Annotated in this window: 20 protein-coding genes, 1 riboswitch and 1 other annotated feature; of the genes, 14 read left to right on the forward strand and 6 right to left on the reverse strand. The window is 34.1% G+C overall.

What is annotated here, in order from left to right; all coding sequences use genetic code 11:
* Positions 1–109 precede the first annotated feature (109 nt).
* The 3 genes from Q7P22_RS03065 to thiT all read left to right on the forward strand — a co-directional run bounded on the left by Q7P22_RS03065 (position 110) and on the right by thiT (position 2,771).
* Complete coding sequence (locus tag Q7P22_RS03065) at positions 110–952, forward strand: DegV family protein (RefSeq protein ID WP_303860485.1); 843 nt, start codon at positions 110–112, stop codon at positions 950–952.
* A gap of 29 nt (positions 953–981) precedes the next feature.
* Complete coding sequence (locus Q7P22_RS03070) at positions 982–1,971, forward strand: NAD(+)/NADH kinase (protein WP_303860487.1); 990 nt, start codon at positions 982–984, stop codon at positions 1,969–1,971.
* 56 nt (positions 1,972–2,027) lie between these two features.
* Positions 2,028–2,116, forward strand: a riboswitch (TPP riboswitch).
* A gap of 31 nt (positions 2,117–2,147) precedes the next feature.
* Entirely contained in the window at positions 2,148–2,771 is a 624-nt protein-coding gene (thiT, locus tag Q7P22_RS03075) for an energy-coupled thiamine transporter ThiT (protein ID WP_303860490.1), read from the forward strand.
* 115 nt (positions 2,772–2,886) lie between these two features.
* On the opposite strand, the gene Q7P22_RS03080 is transcribed toward thiT, so the two are convergent.
* The 4 genes from Q7P22_RS03080 to Q7P22_RS03095 form a co-directional block, all read right to left on the reverse strand.
* Positions 2,887–3,312, reverse strand: a complete 426-nt coding sequence (locus tag Q7P22_RS03080; RefSeq protein ID WP_303860492.1) for an ACT domain-containing protein — start codon at positions 3,310–3,312, stop codon at positions 2,887–2,889.
* A 4-nt stretch (positions 3,313–3,316) separates the two neighbouring features.
* Positions 3,317–4,624 (reverse strand): phenylacetate--CoA ligase family protein, encoded by a 1,308-nt coding sequence (locus tag Q7P22_RS03085; protein ID WP_303860495.1) that lies wholly within the window; start codon positions 4,622–4,624, stop codon positions 3,317–3,319.
* Between the two features lie 347 nt (positions 4,625–4,971).
* Positions 4,972–5,203: a binding site (T-box leader), on the reverse strand.
* A gap of 50 nt (positions 5,204–5,253) precedes the next feature.
* A complete protein-coding gene (locus Q7P22_RS03090) occupies positions 5,254–6,159 on the reverse strand; it encodes a LiaI-LiaF-like domain-containing protein (protein ID WP_303860498.1) in 906 nt (301 codons plus the stop codon).
* Positions 6,149–6,556: a PspC domain-containing protein gene (locus Q7P22_RS03095; protein WP_303860500.1), complete on the reverse strand. Its 408-nt coding sequence runs from the start codon at positions 6,554–6,556 to the stop codon at positions 6,149–6,151. Before Q7P22_RS03095 ends, Q7P22_RS03090 begins: the two co-directional genes overlap by 11 nt.
* A gap of 191 nt (positions 6,557–6,747) precedes the next feature.
* On the opposite strand from Q7P22_RS03095, the gene Q7P22_RS03100 reads away from it, so the two are divergent.
* A complete protein-coding gene (locus Q7P22_RS03100; protein WP_303860502.1) occupies positions 6,748–7,971 on the forward strand; it encodes an ATP-binding protein in 1,224 nt (407 codons plus the stop codon).
* Between the two features lie 131 nt (positions 7,972–8,102).
* On the opposite strand, the gene Q7P22_RS03105 is transcribed toward Q7P22_RS03100, so the two are convergent.
* Together Q7P22_RS03105 and Q7P22_RS03110 are read right to left on the reverse strand one after the other, a co-directional pair.
* A complete protein-coding gene (locus Q7P22_RS03105) occupies positions 8,103–8,996 on the reverse strand; it encodes an SPFH domain-containing protein (protein ID WP_303860503.1) in 894 nt (297 codons plus the stop codon).
* 2 nt (positions 8,997–8,998) lie between these two features.
* Complete coding sequence (locus Q7P22_RS03110; RefSeq protein ID WP_303860504.1) at positions 8,999–9,442, reverse strand: NfeD family protein; 444 nt, start codon at positions 9,440–9,442, stop codon at positions 8,999–9,001.
* Positions 9,443–9,599: 157 nt separating this feature from the next.
* Here Q7P22_RS03110 and Q7P22_RS03115 point away from each other — a divergent pair, with 157 nt between their 5' ends.
* From Q7P22_RS03115 to Q7P22_RS03160, 10 genes are all read left to right on the forward strand, one after another.
* Positions 9,600–9,983 (forward strand): VOC family protein, encoded by a 384-nt coding sequence (locus Q7P22_RS03115; RefSeq protein ID WP_303860507.1) that lies wholly within the window; start codon positions 9,600–9,602, stop codon positions 9,981–9,983.
* Between the two features lie 213 nt (positions 9,984–10,196).
* Entirely contained in the window at positions 10,197–11,414 is a 1,218-nt protein-coding gene (locus Q7P22_RS03120) for a pyridoxal phosphate-dependent aminotransferase (RefSeq protein ID WP_303860510.1), read from the forward strand.
* A 316-nt stretch (positions 11,415–11,730) separates the two neighbouring features.
* Positions 11,731–11,892, forward strand: coding sequence for a hypothetical protein (locus Q7P22_RS03125; RefSeq protein ID WP_303860512.1), 162 nt, complete (start codon positions 11,731–11,733; stop codon positions 11,890–11,892).
* Positions 11,893–12,170: 278 nt separating this feature from the next.
* A complete protein-coding gene (locus tag Q7P22_RS03130; protein WP_303860514.1) occupies positions 12,171–12,494 on the forward strand; it encodes a hypothetical protein in 324 nt (107 codons plus the stop codon).
* A 23-nt stretch (positions 12,495–12,517) separates the two neighbouring features.
* Entirely contained in the window at positions 12,518–13,567 is a 1,050-nt protein-coding gene (locus Q7P22_RS03135; RefSeq protein WP_303860517.1) for a V-type ATPase subunit, read from the forward strand.
* Positions 13,568–15,517 carry a V-type ATP synthase subunit I gene (locus Q7P22_RS03140; protein ID WP_303860519.1) on the forward strand — a complete coding sequence of 650 codons (1,950 nt, stop codon included), beginning with the start codon at positions 13,568–13,570 and terminating at the stop codon, positions 15,515–15,517.
* 19 nt (positions 15,518–15,536) lie between these two features.
* Complete coding sequence (locus Q7P22_RS03145; RefSeq protein ID WP_369695484.1) at positions 15,537–15,956, forward strand: ATP synthase subunit C; 420 nt, start codon at positions 15,537–15,539, stop codon at positions 15,954–15,956.
* A 10-nt stretch (positions 15,957–15,966) separates the two neighbouring features.
* Complete coding sequence (locus tag Q7P22_RS03150) at positions 15,967–16,266, forward strand: V-type ATP synthase subunit F (protein WP_303860522.1); 300 nt, start codon at positions 15,967–15,969, stop codon at positions 16,264–16,266.
* Between the two features lie 18 nt (positions 16,267–16,284).
* Positions 16,285–16,884: a V-type ATP synthase subunit E gene (locus Q7P22_RS03155; RefSeq protein WP_303860525.1), complete on the forward strand. Its 600-nt coding sequence runs from the start codon at positions 16,285–16,287 to the stop codon at positions 16,882–16,884.
* A gap of 9 nt (positions 16,885–16,893) precedes the next feature.
* Entirely contained in the window at positions 16,894–18,660 is a 1,767-nt protein-coding gene (locus Q7P22_RS03160; protein WP_303860526.1) for a V-type ATP synthase subunit A, read from the forward strand.

An 18,660-nucleotide genomic window follows, 5' to 3' on the forward strand; every position in this document is an offset into this window, starting at 1 on the left:
AATCAATCAGATTATTTAAGGCTTTCATTAGAGCATACTCTTCTTGAAAGCCTTAAATAATCTGATTGATTATTTTACAAATAAATACGGAGAAGAATAGAGGTGTTACATGGCTATTCAAATTGTCACAGATAGTGCTAGTGATATTAGTGTTGATGAAGAGAAAAAATATAATATAAAGGTTGTCCCCTTGACTGTCCATTTTGGATTAGAATCCTATAGAGATCGTCAAGAAATATCCCCTAGTCAATTTTATGAAAAGCTTGAATCTTTTGATGGCATTCCCCGCACGTCTCAGGTAACTCCAGCGGAGTTTATAGATGTTTTTAAATCTATTGTTAATTCTGGAGATGAAATCATTGGTATTTTCATGTCCTCAAGTATGAGTGGAACGTATAATTCAGCAATGATGGCAAAAAATATTTTAGATAGCGATAAAATTAGCATTATTGATTCAAAAATGGTAACATTAGGAGAGGCTTTGATGGTTCACTATGCTGCTAAGATGGCTACAGAAGGAAAGAGCAGAAAAGAAATTGTCAATAAAATACATGATATGATTCCTAAGAACGAGACGCTTATGATTGTAGATACATTAGAGTACCTAAAAAAGGGTGGAAGATTATCATCAAGCCAAGCTTTCTTAGGTAGTATGTTAAACATAAAACCCATATTGACTTTTTCTAACGGAGAGCTTGTAGCAAAAGATAAAGTAAGAGGGAAAAAAAAGGCATTAAATTGGGTACGAAATTACTTATCTAAAAATGAGGTAAGCCTCAAAGATAAGCCTGTATATATGCTTCATACAGGAGCGACAGAGTACTTAGAAGATTTGAAAAAGATACTAGTAGAAGAATACGATGCAAATCATATCGTTGAATCCATCGTAGGTGCTGTAGTTGGAACACATGCAGGACCGGGAGCTATTGCTATGTCTTATGTTGATGAATAGTACGAAAGTGAATATACGGAGATGATATTTTGAAGAGCATTGGTATAATTGCGAATCCAAATTCAGGAAAAGACGTTCGAAGACTATACTCCTATGCTACTACAATCAGTAATCACGAAAAAGTCAACCTTATGGAGAGAATGATTCTAGGCGCTCAAGATTTAGGAGTAGAAAAAATATTTATAATGCCAGACAATAGCGAGATGGGATCCAATGCAAAATCGAGTTTGGAGCTAAATGGAGATTTAAAGGCAGATGTAGAGATACTAGACTTTAGAATAATGGGTACATATGAAGATACAATACAAGCGACAAAGGAGTTTATAAAACGAGGAGTCCATTGTATCATTATACTAGGTGGGGATGGGACGAATAGATTAGTTGCAGCAGAAAATTCTAATATACCTATTATTCCCGTATCTACTGGAACCAATAATGTTTATCCACGATTTTATGAAGGCACTACAGTAGGGATGGCCGCAGCAATTTTATGTGAATACGGTATGCAAGATGATTATATTATTCAAGATAAGATTATTGAAGTCTACAAAAATGGAAAAATTATTGACTATGCCTTAATTGATGTAGCTATTACCAATCAAATATTTGTAGGAAATAGAGCAATAGAAAATATAAAGGATATCTCGGAACTAATTGTTTCTAGATCACATCCTGCTTCAATAGGATTTTCTTCTATTATTGGCGTTCAAGCACTCTCAACTTATTCGGATGATTTTGGATATCGCACTCGACTACATTGTGGTCGCAAAAATGTATTAGCTCCTTTTACTGCTGGAAAAATGACTACTGTAGAATGTAAAACCCCTTCAAAGATGGAGTTAAATCAGATGTATGTGTCTAAGCCTACTCAAAAGGGTACCATTGCCTTAGATGGTGAAAGAATTCTACCTTTTGAAAGCGGAGAGCTTCTTGGCTTTGTTATTCGAAGAAAGGGTCCTTTAAGGATTGATGTAGAAGCTGCTTTAGAATATGGATTGAAACGCAAATTCTTTGTATAAACAAATTGAACATTGACATATTATATGAGTACGTTTATAATAAATGAAAATAAATGATTTTTCGCTAGGGGAGCCTTTTGGCTGAGATTGACCCTTTGGACCTGATCCAGATAATGCTGGCGTAGGGAAGCGGTTTTTAGTCAATACCTCCAAGCGAAAAAATAGGAGGTTTTTTTATGTTACAGGGTTTTTTTGAGTCTATGGAAGGTCAAATTTTTGTAGTAGTGCTCATCGTACTTGTTTTTGCACTTATTTTTAAGCTAAGTAAAAAAGAGGATAATAACAATATAAAGGCTCTTACATATTCTGCGATTTCTGTAGCTGTAGCTTATGTACTCAACCAGATTACTTTATTTCGCATGCCACAAGGGGGTTCTATCACGCCTTTTTCAATGTTGTTTATTGTAATGATTGGATACTACTTTGGCGTGCGACAAGGAATACTAGCTGGAGTTGCATTTGGATTACTAGATCTTTTGATTAATCCCTATGTTATTCATCCAGTTCAAATGCTCATAGACTATCCCTTAGCGTTTGGATCTTTAGGCATGGGGGCAGTACTTGTAAAACGAGGTATTGTACCTACGTACCTATTAGGTGTCTTTGGAAGACTTGTGTGCAGTGTATTATCAGGTGCCATCTTCTTTGCATCCTACGCACCAGAAGGGCAAGGTGCATTTATGTACTCTACCATCTACAATGGTTCCTATATGGGGGCAGAAGCCTTATTAACGTGCATACTATTAGCTATACCTGCTGTGAGAAATGCAATTAATGAGGTTAAAAACAAGGTGAAATAACAAAGGTTGGTTCGTTGGACGGGAAAATCTTTACGGACCTCTAGGCGAGTAAAGATTTTCCTTACCACTTGTTTTTATATAGAACTTACAATGTACAATGTACAATGTATAACTATCATGTGAATGCTTCCGGTTCTATTAGTATGGCGCAGCTACTTTTTCTTAGTACCTCTATGGCTTTTTGGTTGTCAGATACTTTTAAGATGACTACTGCTTTGTGCTCGTGGACAGGTAAACAACAGTAGGAGTATTCGATATCGATATTGGCCAATGAGAGTTCTTTGATGATACGGAGCATAGATCCTGGTGTATCATTTACTTCAATGGCTAAAACTTTTGTTTTGTTTACTATAAAATGAGCTTCTTTTAGTTTTTCTGCTGCTTGTTCTGGTTTGTCAGGAATCAATCTCAAAATGCCATAATCTGTAGTCTCTGCAATGGTCAAAGAGCGGAGATTAATATCATTTTTATGAAGAATTTCTAAAGCTTCTGAGAGACGACCTTTCTTATTTTCTAAAAATACAGAAATTTGTTTAATCATTTTATCACTCCCCTTGTAGATTTCGTTTGTCAATTACACGTTTTGCTTTGCCTTCACTTCTTGGTATGCTCTTTGGTTCTACTAATCTAATTTTAGCACTTATCTGCAAAACAGAGTGGATTTTTTGTTTTATCTTGCGTTCTAATTCTTCTAAATTGCTGATTCGATCCGAGAACAATTCCTCAGAAAGTTCAATTTGTATCTCTAGATTATCTAAGGTACCTTCTCTAGTGACGATAAGCAAATAATGTGGTTCTACATTACCAAATTCCATTAAAACACTTTCGATTTGAGATGGGAATACATTTACCCCTCGAATGATCAGCATATCATCACTTCTTCCGGATACTCTTTCCATTCGGACATGAGTTCTGCCGCATTCACATACTTCTTTATGTAAAACAGAGAGGTCTCTCGTCCTATAGCGCAGTACAGGGATGCCTTCCTTTGTCAACGTAGTAAATACAAGCTCTCCAGGTGTACCATATGGCAATGGCTCTAAAGTGTTTGGATCAATAATTTCTGGAAGAAAGTGATCTTCCCAAATATGCATGCCGTTTTTACATTGGCATTCGATGGCTACTCCAGGTCCCATGATTTCTGATAATCCGTAAATATCATGAGCAGAAATATGAAGTCTTTCTTCAATCTTTTTTCTCATGTTTTCAGACCAAGGCTCTGCGCCAAATATGCCTGATTTTAGTTTAATCTCCCCAGGATCAATGCCATATTGTTCGATAGCTTCTGCTAAGTAGATGGCGTAAGAAGGAGTACAGGCTAGCAAAGTGCTATGAAAATCTTTCATAAGCATAATTTGTCTTTCCGTATTACCGCCAGACATAGGTATAACAGATGCACCAAGCTTTTCTGCACCATAATGAATCCCAAGTCCACCTGTGAATAAGCCATACCCGTAAGAGACCTGCACTACTGAATTGGAGACAGCGCCTGCAGCTACAAAAGCACGTGCACATAGTTCAGCCCAATTACTTATATCCTCTCTAGTATATCCTACAACAGTAGGTTTGCCAGTAGTACCAGATGAAGCGTGAATTCGAACGATTTCCGATAATGGAGCGGCAAAGAGTCCATAGGGGTAACTGTCTCTTAAATCTTGCTTTGTAGTAAAGGGTAATTTAGACAAGTCGCTAATCTCTGTAATATCCTCAGGGGCAAGACCTACACTTTGAAATTGGCTACGATAAAAAGGTACATTATGATAAATTCTTCGTAACATTTTTTGTAGTCTTTCATTTTGAATATAAATCAATTCATCACGAGACATGGTTTCAATTCTTTCATTCCAATACATCTTGATCAACTCCAATTTTTATTTAAGGTGGTCTATAGTAGGTCGTGGGTTTCTAGCTCCTTACAGCCGTTACAAACCTCGTCAACCCATACCACTCGACTTTCGGGCAAGACAAATCGGGTATTACTCCTAGGTGGTAAGGTAGTAAGCGAAAGCAGAGCTCGCCTATAGCGAGTACGTGAAAGATACTTCATCGTGAGCTCCTGTTTTTGTTACCATGGAGGAGCGCACGTGACGAAGGATCTTTGACCCTACAGGAATGCTAAAATACGGATTGCTGGTGACTGGATGTAGGTAGCTTAAAATTTAAGTAACAACTGTTTTTACACAAAAAAACTCGCCCTTAATTAAAGGACGAGAAAATACCCGCGGTACCACCTTGATTGATTGCTCCACTTTGAACAAATGGAAAACTCCATTTGCTTATTTGATAACGTTTTGTTATAAACGGTCATACCTACTTTTAGTTCAGCAGACAACTCCGGAATGAACTTCTTCTATGTAAAAATGTTAGTTTTCAGCAGCCACTAACTCTCTTTAATTTCTATCATAGAGTACTCTTTCCTTCACAGTCGATTAAATTATTAAACCTAATAATATAATATGAAAATGAGTAAGTCAAGGAGGTTTTAAAATTTATTTATTTTAAATTCCCCTAAGCCCATATCTACATTAATGTGGTATTTAGAATCAGCGTTGTCATAGTTTTCTGTAATGTACTTATTATCAGATTGCTTTATAAAGTCTAGTTCAGATATGTTAGTAGAGTTTAATGCGCCATCAAATTCTAATAGAATTCCAGCTTCTTTAGGAATATTCAGTTCAATTCTAGAAACCCCTGAGTCAATGTCTATAGTGCCATCTGTAGATTTATCACTTAGATAGATTTCCATATTGCCTGCTCCTAAATCAATATCTAGATCTTTTAATTTTATATTCTTTAAATCTACTATTCCATTTACAGCTCCTGAATCAATATCAAGGCTCCAAGGGAGCTCCTCATTGAGAGCTAAATCAAGACTATAATCAAATTTAGAATCAGAGAAAAACTTTTGAGTAAAATTTTCATGTGAAATATGTAGACGCTGTAGATTGTTTTCTACAGCATCCTCAATTTCTAATTCAGCTAAATTAGAGTTAATAGTCGCAAAATCTGGCGTTCCGGACCTTATATTAAATTCCATAGCTCCTAAATCCAAGTCTAATTTACCAGCAGAAATGTCGCTCTTTGCCGATATTGTGTAAGATTCCATCTCACCTACTTCATAAGAATGAGGTACAGGAGCTTTTTCTTGAAGATAATAGCCGTAAACGAGAAGTATAATAAAAAATAAAAACCATAGTAAAGAATGAATCAGTTTGTTTTTTACTATAATCGTTAGGCCGACAATTACTAGTATTAAAGGCCATAATCTACTGAAGGCGGTGAATAAGTACTTAAATTCATATTGAATGACATTTAGATTGTTTAAGAGCCAAAAAGCCCCTAATAACATAAATATTAATCCAACGATAATATTATTTTTATTCTTCATGGTTTCTACTCCCTCCCTTTACGATAATAAATAGTCCCAATACAATGAGTATAACTGGCCAGATATACTTAGAATCTAAAAATGGTGTAAACTGCCTTAACAGAAATAGCGCACCACTAATAATGAGAATGATTCCAATCAGTTTGCTATTGTCAGCATTAAGTATATTTTCTGACTTGTTATCACCTTCCGCTTTTTCATAACCTTCAGCATAATTTTCAGATGGAAGTATAATGGTAGCAATAATATAAAGTAAGATGCCAGTTCCATAAGCAAAGGCTGCTATTGCCCAAATGATGCGTATAATAGATGAATCTACTCTAAAATATTCACCAAGGCCTCCACATACACCAGAGATTATTTTGTCTTTTGTTGACTTGTGCAATCGAGTATCCAATTCGATCCCTCCTTTTTATTCACTTATTACTATACCCACTAATAATCATTTAAAAAATGAGAAAGTATAAAAGGAATGTGGTAATATAATAATATGTTAAAAATACTGTAACTTTCCTTCTGAGATAAAAATGATTTACCTTCTCAGAGGATTTGTTTATATTTAGTATACCACGGAGAGGAGATCTTTCAATGCAAGATATTTTTAATGAATTATTAATATTTCGAAATATTCAGCAAAACCCAGTAATCGATCAATTTAGAAAGTTTACCACTGCTAGAGAAATTCCTCATAAAGTAGAGCATTTATTTCAAATGCAGTATGAGATTGTTCGTATTTCTAGAAAGAAAGCGATCTCATGGAGGGAAACAATATTAGATATTCTGCTAATGGACGAAAATCTGTTTACTTTAAAATGCGAGAGGGGAGAGGCAATAGACGAAAATTTACTAGCTCTTGTGGCTGGAGATATTCACATTATAAGAAATCTATACAATTACGACTGGGTAACCATTTTAGAAGAATTAAGTGTAAATCGTAGCACTGTTTTTACATTGGATACAGAAGAATTTGAAAACATAGATCTTCATAGCCTTCTCGCTAATAACAATATTGGAGAACGATTTATTGTAAAAGAGTTGTCCAATTATATTAGAGAAAATGGAACAGGTTTATTTTCAAAGGAATCTGTTTTTAAGTGGGATGACGTAAATCAATGCTTAAGTGAAATAAAGGAATTTGACCGTGTACGTTTTGAGGATTTAATAGGTTATGAAAGGCAAACCAAAGCCCTAAAAGAAAATACCCTTAGTTTTATAGACAGGGGAAAAGGTAATAATGTATTGCTTTATGGGCAAAGGGGAACAGGTAAATCTTCATCTGTAAAGGCTCTCGTCAATGAATATGCCCACAAGGGTCTAAGGGTTATTGAACTTAAAAAAGGACAATTAGATGCCATAGCTCCTATTATCGAGATTACTCGCCATAGAGACTTCAAATTTATTCTTTTTATAGATGATTTGTCTTTTGAAGAGTTTGAGACAGATTATAAAAAATTTAAAGCTATAGTAGAGGGAAGCTTTGAAAAAAAGCCTAATAATGTATTAATCTATGTGACGTCAAACAGACATCATTTAATCAGGGAAACTTTTAAAGAAAGAGAAGAAGATGTAAATATAAGCGAAACTACTCAAGAAAAACTTTCTCTCTTTGATCGATTTGGTCTTGCTATTTTATATGAGCAACCAAAAGATGATTTGTACAATGAAATGGTCATAAAATTAGCCAGAAGAAATGGCATCAAACTTCCTGAAAAAGAGCTTTTACAATTAGCCAATGAGTGGAAGGTGAGCAAAGCATCAAAATCCGGAAGAGCGGCACAGCAACTCGTAGACTCGTTAAGTTTTACGTTGTAAGTTCTATGTAAAAGCCTTTAAGTAGCCTTTTGGGAAAACTACAGCTATCAGCCTCTAGTACTATGTCACCAATGGTGGCTTACGTTTTCACTTACAATGTAGAACTTACAACACAAAAGAAGAAGACTTGGCTAAGCCAAGTCTTCTTCTTTTGTAATCTCCTTAAGTGATGCCGCAAGTGCTGCTAAGTTTTGAATTTCGGAAGGGATGATGATTTTTGTTGCTTTGCCATCGGCTACTTTTGTTAATGTTTCTAAGCTTTTAAGTGCGATGACTTCAGCGCTTGGATAAGCTTCTTTGATCATTCTAAGACCTTCGGCAGTAGCTTCCTGCACTTTTAAAATCGCTTCTGCTCGACCTTCTGCTTCTTTAATCGCAGCTTGTTTTTGAGCTTCTGCAATTAAGATTTGTGATTCCTTTTGTCCTTCTGCTACGAGTATAGAAGATTTCTTTTCTCCTTCTGCTCTAAGAATAGATTCTCGTCTTTCACGTTCAGCTCTCATTTGCTTTTCCATTGCCTGCTGAATGTCTTCAGGAGGGAGAATGTTTTTTACTTCTACTCGATTTACTTTAATTCCCCATGGATCTGTAGCTTCATCAAGGATACTGCGCATTTGAGTATTGATTAAATCTCTAGAAGTTAACGTTTCATCTAATTCTAAATCGCCGATAATATTACGTAGAGTGGTGGCCGTTAAATTCTCAATAGCAGCCATAGGTCTTTCTACACCGTAAGTATAAAGTTTTGGATCTGTAATTTGAAAATAAATAACGGTATCAATTTGCATAGTGACATTGTCTTTTGTTATTACTGGTTGGGGAGCAAAATCGATTACTTGCTCTTTTAGAGAAACCTTTTTTGCAATTCGGTCCATTAACGGGATTTTTACATGTAGCCCAACGCTCCATGTATCCATATAGGCACCTAATCGTTCGATGACATAGGAATTTGCTTGTGGTACAATGCGGATATTAGGAATGATAATAAATGTTATAATAAGAACTAAAAAAATAAGATATGGCATATTTACTCCTCCTCAAGAGTTTTTACAATTAATTTTACACCTTCGATTCTAATTACGTTTACTTTAGTATCCTTTGTGATTGTATTCTTGTCTTCAGTAGTAGCAGTCCAAATCTGTCCGTTGACTTTTACTTGCCCAACTTTAAAGGGCTCAATATCTTTAGTAACAATGCCCATAGAGTCAATGATAACGTCTAAATTCGTTTTATGTCGCCCTACGCGAAGATGCTCAACGACAATAGGCCTAGTAAAAGCTAGCAAGGCTAAAGACGCGACGATAAACAAGCCGATTTGCACGGCAATAGAAAAATCTAGCAGTGCTGCTAGTACTGCAATGAAAGCTCCGATTGCAAACCAAATGGTGGCAAGACCTAAAGTAATACCTTCGATAATTGAAAATAGTACAACAGCTGCAATCCAAAAGAGAATCATCTGTTCATTATCCATTAGTTCCCTCCTTTTAATCGTGTTTTTATTATAGCATAGATATGAATGAATTACTAGAAATTCTACTGCATTTAAGTCGGAATGTTCTTGACATATAGCCCTTACAGTATATAAAATAACTTATAATTATACTTTTGATAAAGAGAGGAATTAAAACATGGAATATGAACTTGTTCACACATGTATTAGAGTTTTTGACTTGGATAAATCAATAGAATTCTACAATAAAGCTTTAGGCTTAAAAGAGGCTAAGAGGATGGATTATCCTGACAAAAGATTTACACTCGTTTATATGGCTGATGAAATTAGCGGTCATGAAATTGAACTGACTTATAATTACAATCAAAGAGAACCTTATGAACTTGGAAATGGATACAGTCACGTAGCTTTTTACGTAGACAATTTGCAAAAATCATACCAAGCACATAGAAGCGCAGGATATTCAGTATCTGAGCCAAAGGGTCTTGACGGTTCAGGATTAAAACTCTACTTCGTCAAAGATCCAGATGGCTATACAATAGAAATAATTGAACAAGTATAAAAAGATGAAAGTTCTATGTGTTAAGTAATAAGGTTTATTGCTTTTGCATGGAACTTTTTTTCAAGGTGGTCAGGTAAAATCAGCGGTCGCGAAGGAACTTGCTGATTTTACTTAGAACTTAGAACTTTGTATACATATTCATTTGCTCTGTTTTTTTTCTATATTTTTGATATAATAGTAAATTAATTAATATGAGGAATGAGATGATGTTGAGTGAGAAAGTTTAACAAGTCAAAAAAACTGGATAATGTGTGTTATGATATTCGAGGTCCTGTTATGGATCAAGCCAACTTAATGGAAAAAAAAGGCGAGAATATTATCAAATTAAACATCGGCAATCCTGCTCCATTCGATATATTTGCTCCCGATGAAATCGTACATGATGTTGCCGTCAATTTAAGAAATGCAGAAGGTTACTGTGATTCTAAGGGGATTTTTCCTGCTAGAAAGGCAATTATGCAAAATTATCAGACGAAAGGAGTAATGGATGTAACGATAGATAGTATTTACATTGGAAATGGAGTCAGTGAGCTTATTACCTTGTCTATGCAGGCTCTTTTAGATAATGGAGATGAAATACTTGTGCCTGCACCGGACTATCCATTATGGACTGCATCTATAAATTTAGCTGGAGGTAAGCCTGTTCACTATATATGTGATGAGGAATCTGACTGGTATCCAGATTTAGAAGATATAAAATCAAAGATAAATGAAAACACAAAAGGTATTGTAATTATTAATCCTAATAATCCTACAGGTGCGGTTTACTCAAGGGAAATATTAGAAGAAATTGCAAAATTGGCTCATGAACACGATTTGATTGTCTTTGCAGATGAAATATATGATCAAATACTTTATGATGATGCAGTTCACATTCCTATGGCTAGTTTAGTTCACGATGTATTATGCATCTCCTTTAATGGACTATCCAAATCTCATAGAATTGCAGGTTATCGCGTTGGATGGATGGTTTTAACGGGAAATAAAGAAGATGCAAAAGATTACATAGAAGGTATTGATATGCTGTCCTCTATGCGTCTTTGCTCAAATGTTCCTGCACAATACGCAATACAGACGGCTTTAGGTGGTTACCAAAGTTTAATAGAGCTTATTAAACCTGGTGGAAGGTTATATGAGCAAAGGGAATACGTGCATAATAGAATTAATAGTATTGACGGTCTAAGCTGTGTAAAACCGAAAGGAGCCTTTTACATTTTTGCTAAAATCGATGCGGAAAAGTTTCATATTCACGATGACATGCAGTATGCATTAGACCTATTAAAAAGTAAGAAGATTTTAATTGTTCAAGGAACAGGGTTTAATTGGAAAGCACCTGATCATTTTAGAATTGTCACCTTACCTACTGTAAATGACTGCAAAATCGCCCTAGATGGGTTAGAAGATTTTTTAAAGACTTATTATCAAGATTGATTCATATTAAAAGCATGCTTTTATGAACTAAGAGCGTGTTTTTTTTGTGCGCAAATTAGTATAAAAGAGTTTGAAAATACAATAAAATGCACCTAAATAGTATTTTTATCCACAGGCTATATTTTTTATAGATTTGTTATACACTACAGTTTTTTAATCTCGGCACCTCGGAGATTACTTTTGGTACGCAAATTTTGAGTTACAAAGATGTTTTATCTAAAAAATTTAATATCTAATATCTTCGTAGATAAAATGTTCTTCTAAAATACATTCCACGGAAACTCAAGTAATTACCATGTTGACGACTTCCAGTTCTATGGTACAATATACAATAAATGGATTTGCAGATTTTAGTTTGGCTTATTACTGTGTTCCTGCTGGGATTCTAGGAGCAACTATTGGCCGAAAAGTGAGTTCTATACTAAAAAAATCTACTGTTAGAAGGTCTTTTTATGTACATTGCTTGCGATTATGTTAATTCAATTATATGCAATATTTCTTAAATAAGCTAATAAGAAAGGTGCAGATAGCGCGATAATAGACAAATAATGTAATGTTTACAAATTGTATAGTTTATTAAGTTTAGTGCCTCAGAACATAAAAAGAGAAATCTTAAAAAATACTTATAATAATATAACGATAGGCAGAACCTAGGAATCCATTGATAATTCTAAGGTTCTGTATTTTTTAACAAAATGTTTGACTCTTAAAATCATAGGAGTATAATAAGGATAGATTTGAGGAGGAAGTGATAATTTGGATGAATTGGAGTTCGTATTAAACAAGATTATAGAGATTGACAACAAGGTAATCGACTTGCAAAATCGTACAGAAGAAACCATTAAAGAGAAGAAATCCTTTTTAGACGATGAAATTAAAAATCTAGACGAGAAACTCATTAACAATTCCAATACTGAATTAGAGGCAGAAGTGCAAAAGAAAATTGCAGATGCCGAAAAAATGGCTAATTCCATAAGCACTGATGCAAAAGAAAAATGTCAAAGTATTCAGAATAAGTATTTAGCTGTTAAAGACGTATTAAAAAAGCAGATATTTAATGAAATTATAGAAATTAGTTAAAGGTAGTGTATAGGATGAATGGCATGAATTTTAGTACAGTAAATACCAAAATAAGTGCAATGAAGGCTAGATTATTATCAAAAGAAGATTTCATTAATATTATGAATCTTCAAAGTGTCCAAGAGGTATTTGATTATCTTAATGAGAATACTTCCTTGCGCGATGTACTTTGGGATTTAAATGGCAGAAAAGTGCATAGAAACGATTTTGAAAGGAGGCTGTACAGATATAAAATTTTAGTTGTTGAAAAGCTGATGCCTTATTTAAATCAAGATTATAAAGATTTAATAAAAAAATACATGTTGCGTTATGAGATTGAAAATTTGAAATTAGTATTTGAAGTCGTTCGAGGCAGAAAGAAAATGGATGATATAAAGGATCATTTTTTTACTTTTGGGAAGTATTCAAATATTGATTTTAAAAAATTGTTAGAAAAAGATTCGGTATTAGAAGTATTAGAACAAATTAAAGATACAAAATATTATCGACTGATATTGCCATATGCTCAAAATCAAGATGATGAAAAATTTAATTTTTATGTGGAAATGATGTTAGATAAATACTACTATCATCAATTAATTCAAAGTGCCCAAAAGTTCTTAGGGGATAAAGACAAGAAGTCTACAGAGCTTTTGAGACGTAGAGTGGATCTTTATAATTTAGAATGGTTTTATCGAGGTATGAAGTATTTTGATATGTCTAAGGAGGAAATACTAAACTTCGTTTTAGATTACGGATACTTGTATAATTACAATAAATTAAGAGATTTAATCTACAAAATTGATTTACATAATTTGGTAGAACAGTTTATCGATACGCCTTATGAGTTTTTGTTTGATTATAAAAATGACCTTGATTTGTTCATGGAAAGAAGGATCGACAGGTATCTTTATAATAAATCAATTAGTTTGTTTAACAATTCTATATTGAGCTTCGGAAAGGTATCCGCTTTTATGGAATTAATTGATTTTCAAATAGAAGATGTTATTTCTATCATTGAAAGCAAAAGGTATAAAATGCCTGCTGAGGAAATATCAAAATATTTAATTAGAACAATAGAGGTGGTGGAATAAGTGGCCGTTGAAAAACTAATTATGATGAATGTAATTGGTAAAAAAGATTATGTTGATGAAGTAATAAAAGATATATTGCTTTTCGAAAATGTGCAAATCGTCGATGCTTACAATGAAATTGAAAATTTTCGATTTAGCATTGATGTAACAGAACACAATATGGTGGAATTGTTAGGGTTTTCAGAAGCAGAATCAGGGCTAAAAATTGCCAGAAGAGAGAGATTTGAAGCAAAAATCAAATTATTAAACGAAGTATTTGGAGATGAACACGAAGTAGATCCAGATATTATTAAGAATGACATCGACTTACCTAATGTAATAAAATCCGTTAATGATATCTACAATCAGGTTCATGAAAAATACGCAATATTAAAAATTTTACAAAATGATATTGACGAAATTGATAAGAGCATAAAAGCGTATGAATTTTTATCATCTGCAAATATAGAGATGGAAAAATTAAATAATCTAAAAAACTTTAACTACATAGTAGGTACATTGACAAAAGAAAATGTTCAAAGATTAAAGAACAATTACGGCAATATTACTGCAATTGTAGTTCATGTTGGAAGTATGGAAGACAATGAAGTGTATTTGGTCACTTTTCCATGGGATTTAGAACGTGAGACGACAAGAATATTAAAATCTTTAAACTTTAATAAACTAGAAGGATTTAAAGATGTCTATAAAGATACTCCATTAAATATTGTGAAATGGCTAAAAAGTAAGAAAGAAAAGTTTGTTGCTAAGGTGGATGCGCTTGAAAGTGAAGTGAATACACTAAAAACAAAATATAAAGACCAAAGTAATTATGCTTATAATGTTTTGCACCTGTACGATACAATCAATACTGTGAAAAATAATATGGCTTTTAGCACGGAACACTTCTTCTTTTCTGGATGGATTTCCAAAAGGCTAAAAAAACAGATTACAGAAGCCCTTTCACAATACCAAGGAATCGTCATTATGTTTAATGATGATCATAAAGACCCGAGTATAAAACCGCCTACAAAACTGCGAAATAACTGGTTATTCAAACCATTTGAGTCCCTTATTAAGATGTATGGGATTCCAAATTACAATGAAGTAGACCCTACGCCATTTTTTAGCATAACCTACTTATTCCTGTATGGATTCATGTTTGGAGATTTAGGTCAGGGTTTTGTGTTTTTCTTAGCTGGTTTTCTCTTGAAATGGAAGGGTGTAGGTCTCGGATCTATATTATCAAGGCTCGGAATAAGCTCCATGTTTTTTGGATTAATGTATGGTAGCGTATTTGGATTTGAGACGATTATTCCAGCTTTATGGTTAAAGCCTTTTGAAAATATTAATACTCTTTTACTCATTGCTATTGGCATTGGTGTAGTCACGATAGCTGTAGCTTATATTTACGGCATTATTAATCAATATAAAGCTAAAGATTATTATAACTCCCTGCTGAGTAAAAATGGGCTAACTGGTTTTGTACTGTATTTTTGTCTTATTTTAGTAGCTCTTGCCCTATTTACAGGCAATAGAATGATTTCTATAGGAGTACTAGCTGGAATTATAGTCATTGCCATTGCTATACTTTTTATGAAAGAGCCAATTGTTGATAAGTTATCTCATAAGAGAAAAGATCAGAGTCATAAATTAGACAGTAACTTCTTTGTAGAAAGTTTTTTTGATGTTTTTGAGATTTTATTAAGTATTCTGAGTAACACCCTCTCATTTATTCGAGTAGGGGCATTTGCTCTAAATCATGTAGGATTGTTTTTAGCATTCGAATCTTTGGCACATATGGTTAATAGTGGAGTAGGTAGTACTTTGATCTATATATTAGGTAATATTTTCATTATCATATTAGAAGGTGTGATTGTAGCGATACAAGTACTTAGATTAGAATATTACGAATTATTCAGCAAATATTTTATTGGTGGCGGAGAAGAATTCAAGGCTACGAAATTATAAAATTTAGGAGGAATTTAAAATGATGAATTTTATTATGTACAGTGTTATCTTTATTGTTTTCTCAACGATTGCAGCTGGAGTTTATTTTTTAAAGAAGGGCTACAATGAAAATACAAAGATTAAAGCTTTGTTAAAATTTAACCTTTCAGTTTTTATCCCTGCGATGTTGATGGCTGTTATTCTTGTAGTGCCAGATATGGTAAGAGCAGCCGAAGTTGGTAATAGCAGCGCAGGTATGGGGTATCTTGGAGCAGCGTTATCTACAGGATTAGCATGTCTTGGTTGTGGCGTAGCTGTTGGCAATGTAGGTTCTGCAGCGTTAGGTGCAGTATCAGAAGATGAAAAAATGCTTGGTAAAACGTTGATTTATGTAGGTCTTGCAGAAGGTATTGCTATTTACGGTTTGGTTATTTCCATTATGATTCTTGGTGCACTGTAGGTGATTGACGATGAAGTCATTTCTATTAAGCGATAACCGGGATACATATATTGGCATGAAATTAGTCGGCATAGATGGTGTATATCTACAAAAAGGTGATGATGTTTTAGAATCTTATAGAACGGCACTGATAAGTGGGTACGGAATTATATTTATTACTGAAAAAATCTATCATCAAATAAAGGAAGAGGTTATGAAGACGAAAACTACCAAGAAAATACCTCTGATTACAGTAATCCCAGACCGTCATGGTTACGCTAACGATAAAGAAAAAATCACAAGCTATATTAAAGAATCCATAGGAATATGATGGGGAGGTGCAATGTAAGTGATAACAGTAGAAGATAAAATTCGAACCTTTTCCAAATACGTTTACGATAAACAAGTAAAAAAATCTAATGAAGTCACTAAAGATATGGATGAGAAAAATAAGCTTCTATTAGAGATAAAGCAAAAAGAGCTTGAAGAGAAATACAGTACCCTAACTGAAAAATCTATGAAAAATGCTGAAGCAGAATCTCAAAAGATTATTTCTACAGCTAAATTAGAAGCTAAGAATAGTATCTTGAATTTAAAAAGAGATTTACTTATGCAATTTAGTGGAGAAGTTCTCCAGTCTCTTGATACTTTTGTAAAAGATAAAGTTTACATTTCATATATAAATAAATTGTTAGAGGATTCCAAAGAGTATTTACAACAAACTGAAGTGAAAATATTCTTTGTTGAAAGAGACGTAAAGAAATTTACAAGTGAATTAAAAAGTAAGTATCCAAATGTAGAAGTTCTCACTATAAGTGATGAAAATATTGGCGGATTTATTATCGAGTCTATTTCAACCAATGAGAGAATCGATAGGACAATACTGAGAAAAGTAAATGAATGGAAAAATGAAATAGGCATAAGACTTTACGAAGCACTTGAAAAGTAGGTGAGATGGATGAGTGAAAAAGGTATCATTAATATGATCAATGGGCCGGTCATCAGAGGCAAAAATATGTCTGGTTTTAAGATGCGTGAAATGGTCATGGTTGGCAGCAAGAAATTAATAGGTGAAGTAATTATTTTAGATGGTGATGTAGGTACCATCCAGGTTTATGAAGAAACAGAGGGCCTTAAGCTAGGAGAAGAGATTGTCTCTACAGGAAAACCTCTCTCCGTCAAACTAGGACCTGGCATGATGGGGAATATGTTTGATGGAATTCAAAGGCCTCTTCAGCAAATTGATAAGATTAACAAAGATTTCATTCCAGAAGGGATTGGTTTGATTTCTATTGATGAAGAAAAATTATGGGATGTAAGTTTAAGTGTAAAAGTAGGAGATCAGTTGGGTTCAGGGGAAGTTTTCGGAACCGTACAAGAGACTTCTTTAATAAATCATAAACTCATAGTTTCTCCAGGCCAAAAGGGCGTCGTCAAATCTGTCGTCAAAGACGGAAAGTATAATATTGAAGAGGTATTAGTTGTACTAGAAGATGGAAAAGAGCAATACGAACTTAAAATGTATCACGAATGGCCAGTTCGAAATCCAAGGCCAGTAAGAGAAAGAAAAGAAATTAACAAGCTGCTTATTACAGGACAAAGAGTTCTTGATATGTTCTTTCCACTTGCTAAGGGTGGTACTTGTGCTATTCCCGGTGGCTTTGGTACTGGAAAGACGATGACACAACATCAACTTGCAAAATGGTCTGATGCAGATATTATTATCTACATTGGCTGTGGGGAACGTGGAAATGAAATGACAGAAGTACTTGAGGATTTTCCAAAACTTATTGACCCTAAAACAGATAAGCCACTAATGGAGAGAACGGTATTAATAGCTAATACATCAAATATGCCAGTTGCCGCTAGAGAGGCCAGCATTTACACTGGAATTACTATGGCTGAATACTTTAGAGATATGGGTTACGATGTTGCTATAATGGCTGACTCTACCTCAAGATGGGCAGAAGCTCTAAGAGAAATATCTGGTAGATTAGAAGAGATGCCTGCAGAAGAAGGGTATCCTGCGTATTTGCCATCTAGAGTTGCTGAATTTTATGAAAGAGCTGGGTATGTAGAGGCTCTTGGTGGGGAAGAGGGTTCTATTACAATTATTGGCGCCGTATCTCCAGCTGGAGGAGACTTCTCAGAGCCCGTTACAGAGAACACAAAGAGATTCGTAAATGTATTCTTAGCCCTAGACAAGGGATTAGCTTATTCAAGGCATTACCCTGCTATAAACTGGTTAGATAGTTATAGTGGTTATATTAAGATGCTAGAGCCATGGTATAAAAAACAATTGTCTGAGGACAGCGTTCAGCTTCGTAATAAGATGTTGGAACTATTGTTTAACGAAAACAAGTTACAAGAAATCGTAATGCTTGTAGGTGAAGATGTCTTGCCCGATAATCAACGACTTGTTTTGGAAATTGCAAAGCTCATAAAAGTCGGATTCTTGCAACAAAATGCTTTTAATGAAAATGACACGTATGTACCCCTAAACAAACAGTACCGTATGCTTAAAATCATTGATTATTTATACGAAAAAGCAAAAAGTGCCCTAAGCTTAAATATTCCAATCTCACAAATTAGAAATCAAATTTTATTCGATGAGATTATTAAAATGAAGTACACAGTTCCCAATGACGATTTATCAAAAATCAATGAAATTCAAGGTTTAATTGACAAGTATTACGACGACTTGATGAGGCAATATCTTGAATAA

Source organism: Alkalibaculum bacchi, assembly GCF_937875145.1.
Taxonomy (GTDB): domain Bacteria; phylum Bacillota; class Clostridia; order Eubacteriales; family Alkalibacteraceae; genus Alkalibaculum; species Alkalibaculum bacchi_A.

What these genes read in the sequence shown, in the direction of transcription:
- Q7P22_RS03065 (WP_303860485.1), top strand. Translation starts at nt 110, where the DNA reads ATGGCTATTCAAATTGTCACAGATAGTGCTAGTGATATTAGTGTTGAT.
- thiT (WP_303860490.1), top strand. Translation starts at nt 2,148, where the DNA reads ATGTTACAGGGTTTTTTTGAGTCTATGGAAGGTCAAATTTTTGTAGTA.
- Q7P22_RS03080 (WP_303860492.1), bottom strand. Translation starts at nt 3,312, where the DNA reads ATGATTAAACAAATTTCTGTATTTTTAGAAAATAAGAAAGGTCGTCTC.
- Q7P22_RS03085 (WP_303860495.1), bottom strand. Translation starts at nt 4,624, where the DNA reads ATGTATTGGAATGAAAGAATTGAAACCATGTCTCGTGATGAATTGATT.
- Q7P22_RS03090 (WP_303860498.1), bottom strand. Translation starts at nt 6,159, where the DNA reads ATGAAGAATAAAAATAATATTATCGTTGGATTAATATTTATGTTATTA.
- Q7P22_RS03100 (WP_303860502.1), top strand. Translation starts at nt 6,748, where the DNA reads ATGCAAGATATTTTTAATGAATTATTAATATTTCGAAATATTCAGCAA.
- Q7P22_RS03105 (WP_303860503.1), bottom strand. Translation starts at nt 8,996, where the DNA reads ATGCCATATCTTATTTTTTTAGTTCTTATTATAACATTTATTATCATT.
- Q7P22_RS03110 (WP_303860504.1), bottom strand. Translation starts at nt 9,442, where the DNA reads ATGGATAATGAACAGATGATTCTCTTTTGGATTGCAGCTGTTGTACTA.
- Q7P22_RS03115 (WP_303860507.1), top strand. Translation starts at nt 9,600, where the DNA reads ATGGAATATGAACTTGTTCACACATGTATTAGAGTTTTTGACTTGGAT.
- Q7P22_RS03125 (WP_303860512.1), top strand. Translation starts at nt 11,731, where the DNA reads ATGGTACAATATACAATAAATGGATTTGCAGATTTTAGTTTGGCTTAT.
- Q7P22_RS03135 (WP_303860517.1), top strand. Translation starts at nt 12,518, where the DNA reads ATGAATTTTAGTACAGTAAATACCAAAATAAGTGCAATGAAGGCTAGA.
- Q7P22_RS03145 (WP_369695484.1), top strand. Translation starts at nt 15,537, where the DNA reads ATGATGAATTTTATTATGTACAGTGTTATCTTTATTGTTTTCTCAACG.
- Q7P22_RS03150 (WP_303860522.1), top strand. Translation starts at nt 15,967, where the DNA reads ATGAAGTCATTTCTATTAAGCGATAACCGGGATACATATATTGGCATG.
- Q7P22_RS03160 (WP_303860526.1), top strand. Translation starts at nt 16,894, where the DNA reads ATGAGTGAAAAAGGTATCATTAATATGATCAATGGGCCGGTCATCAGA.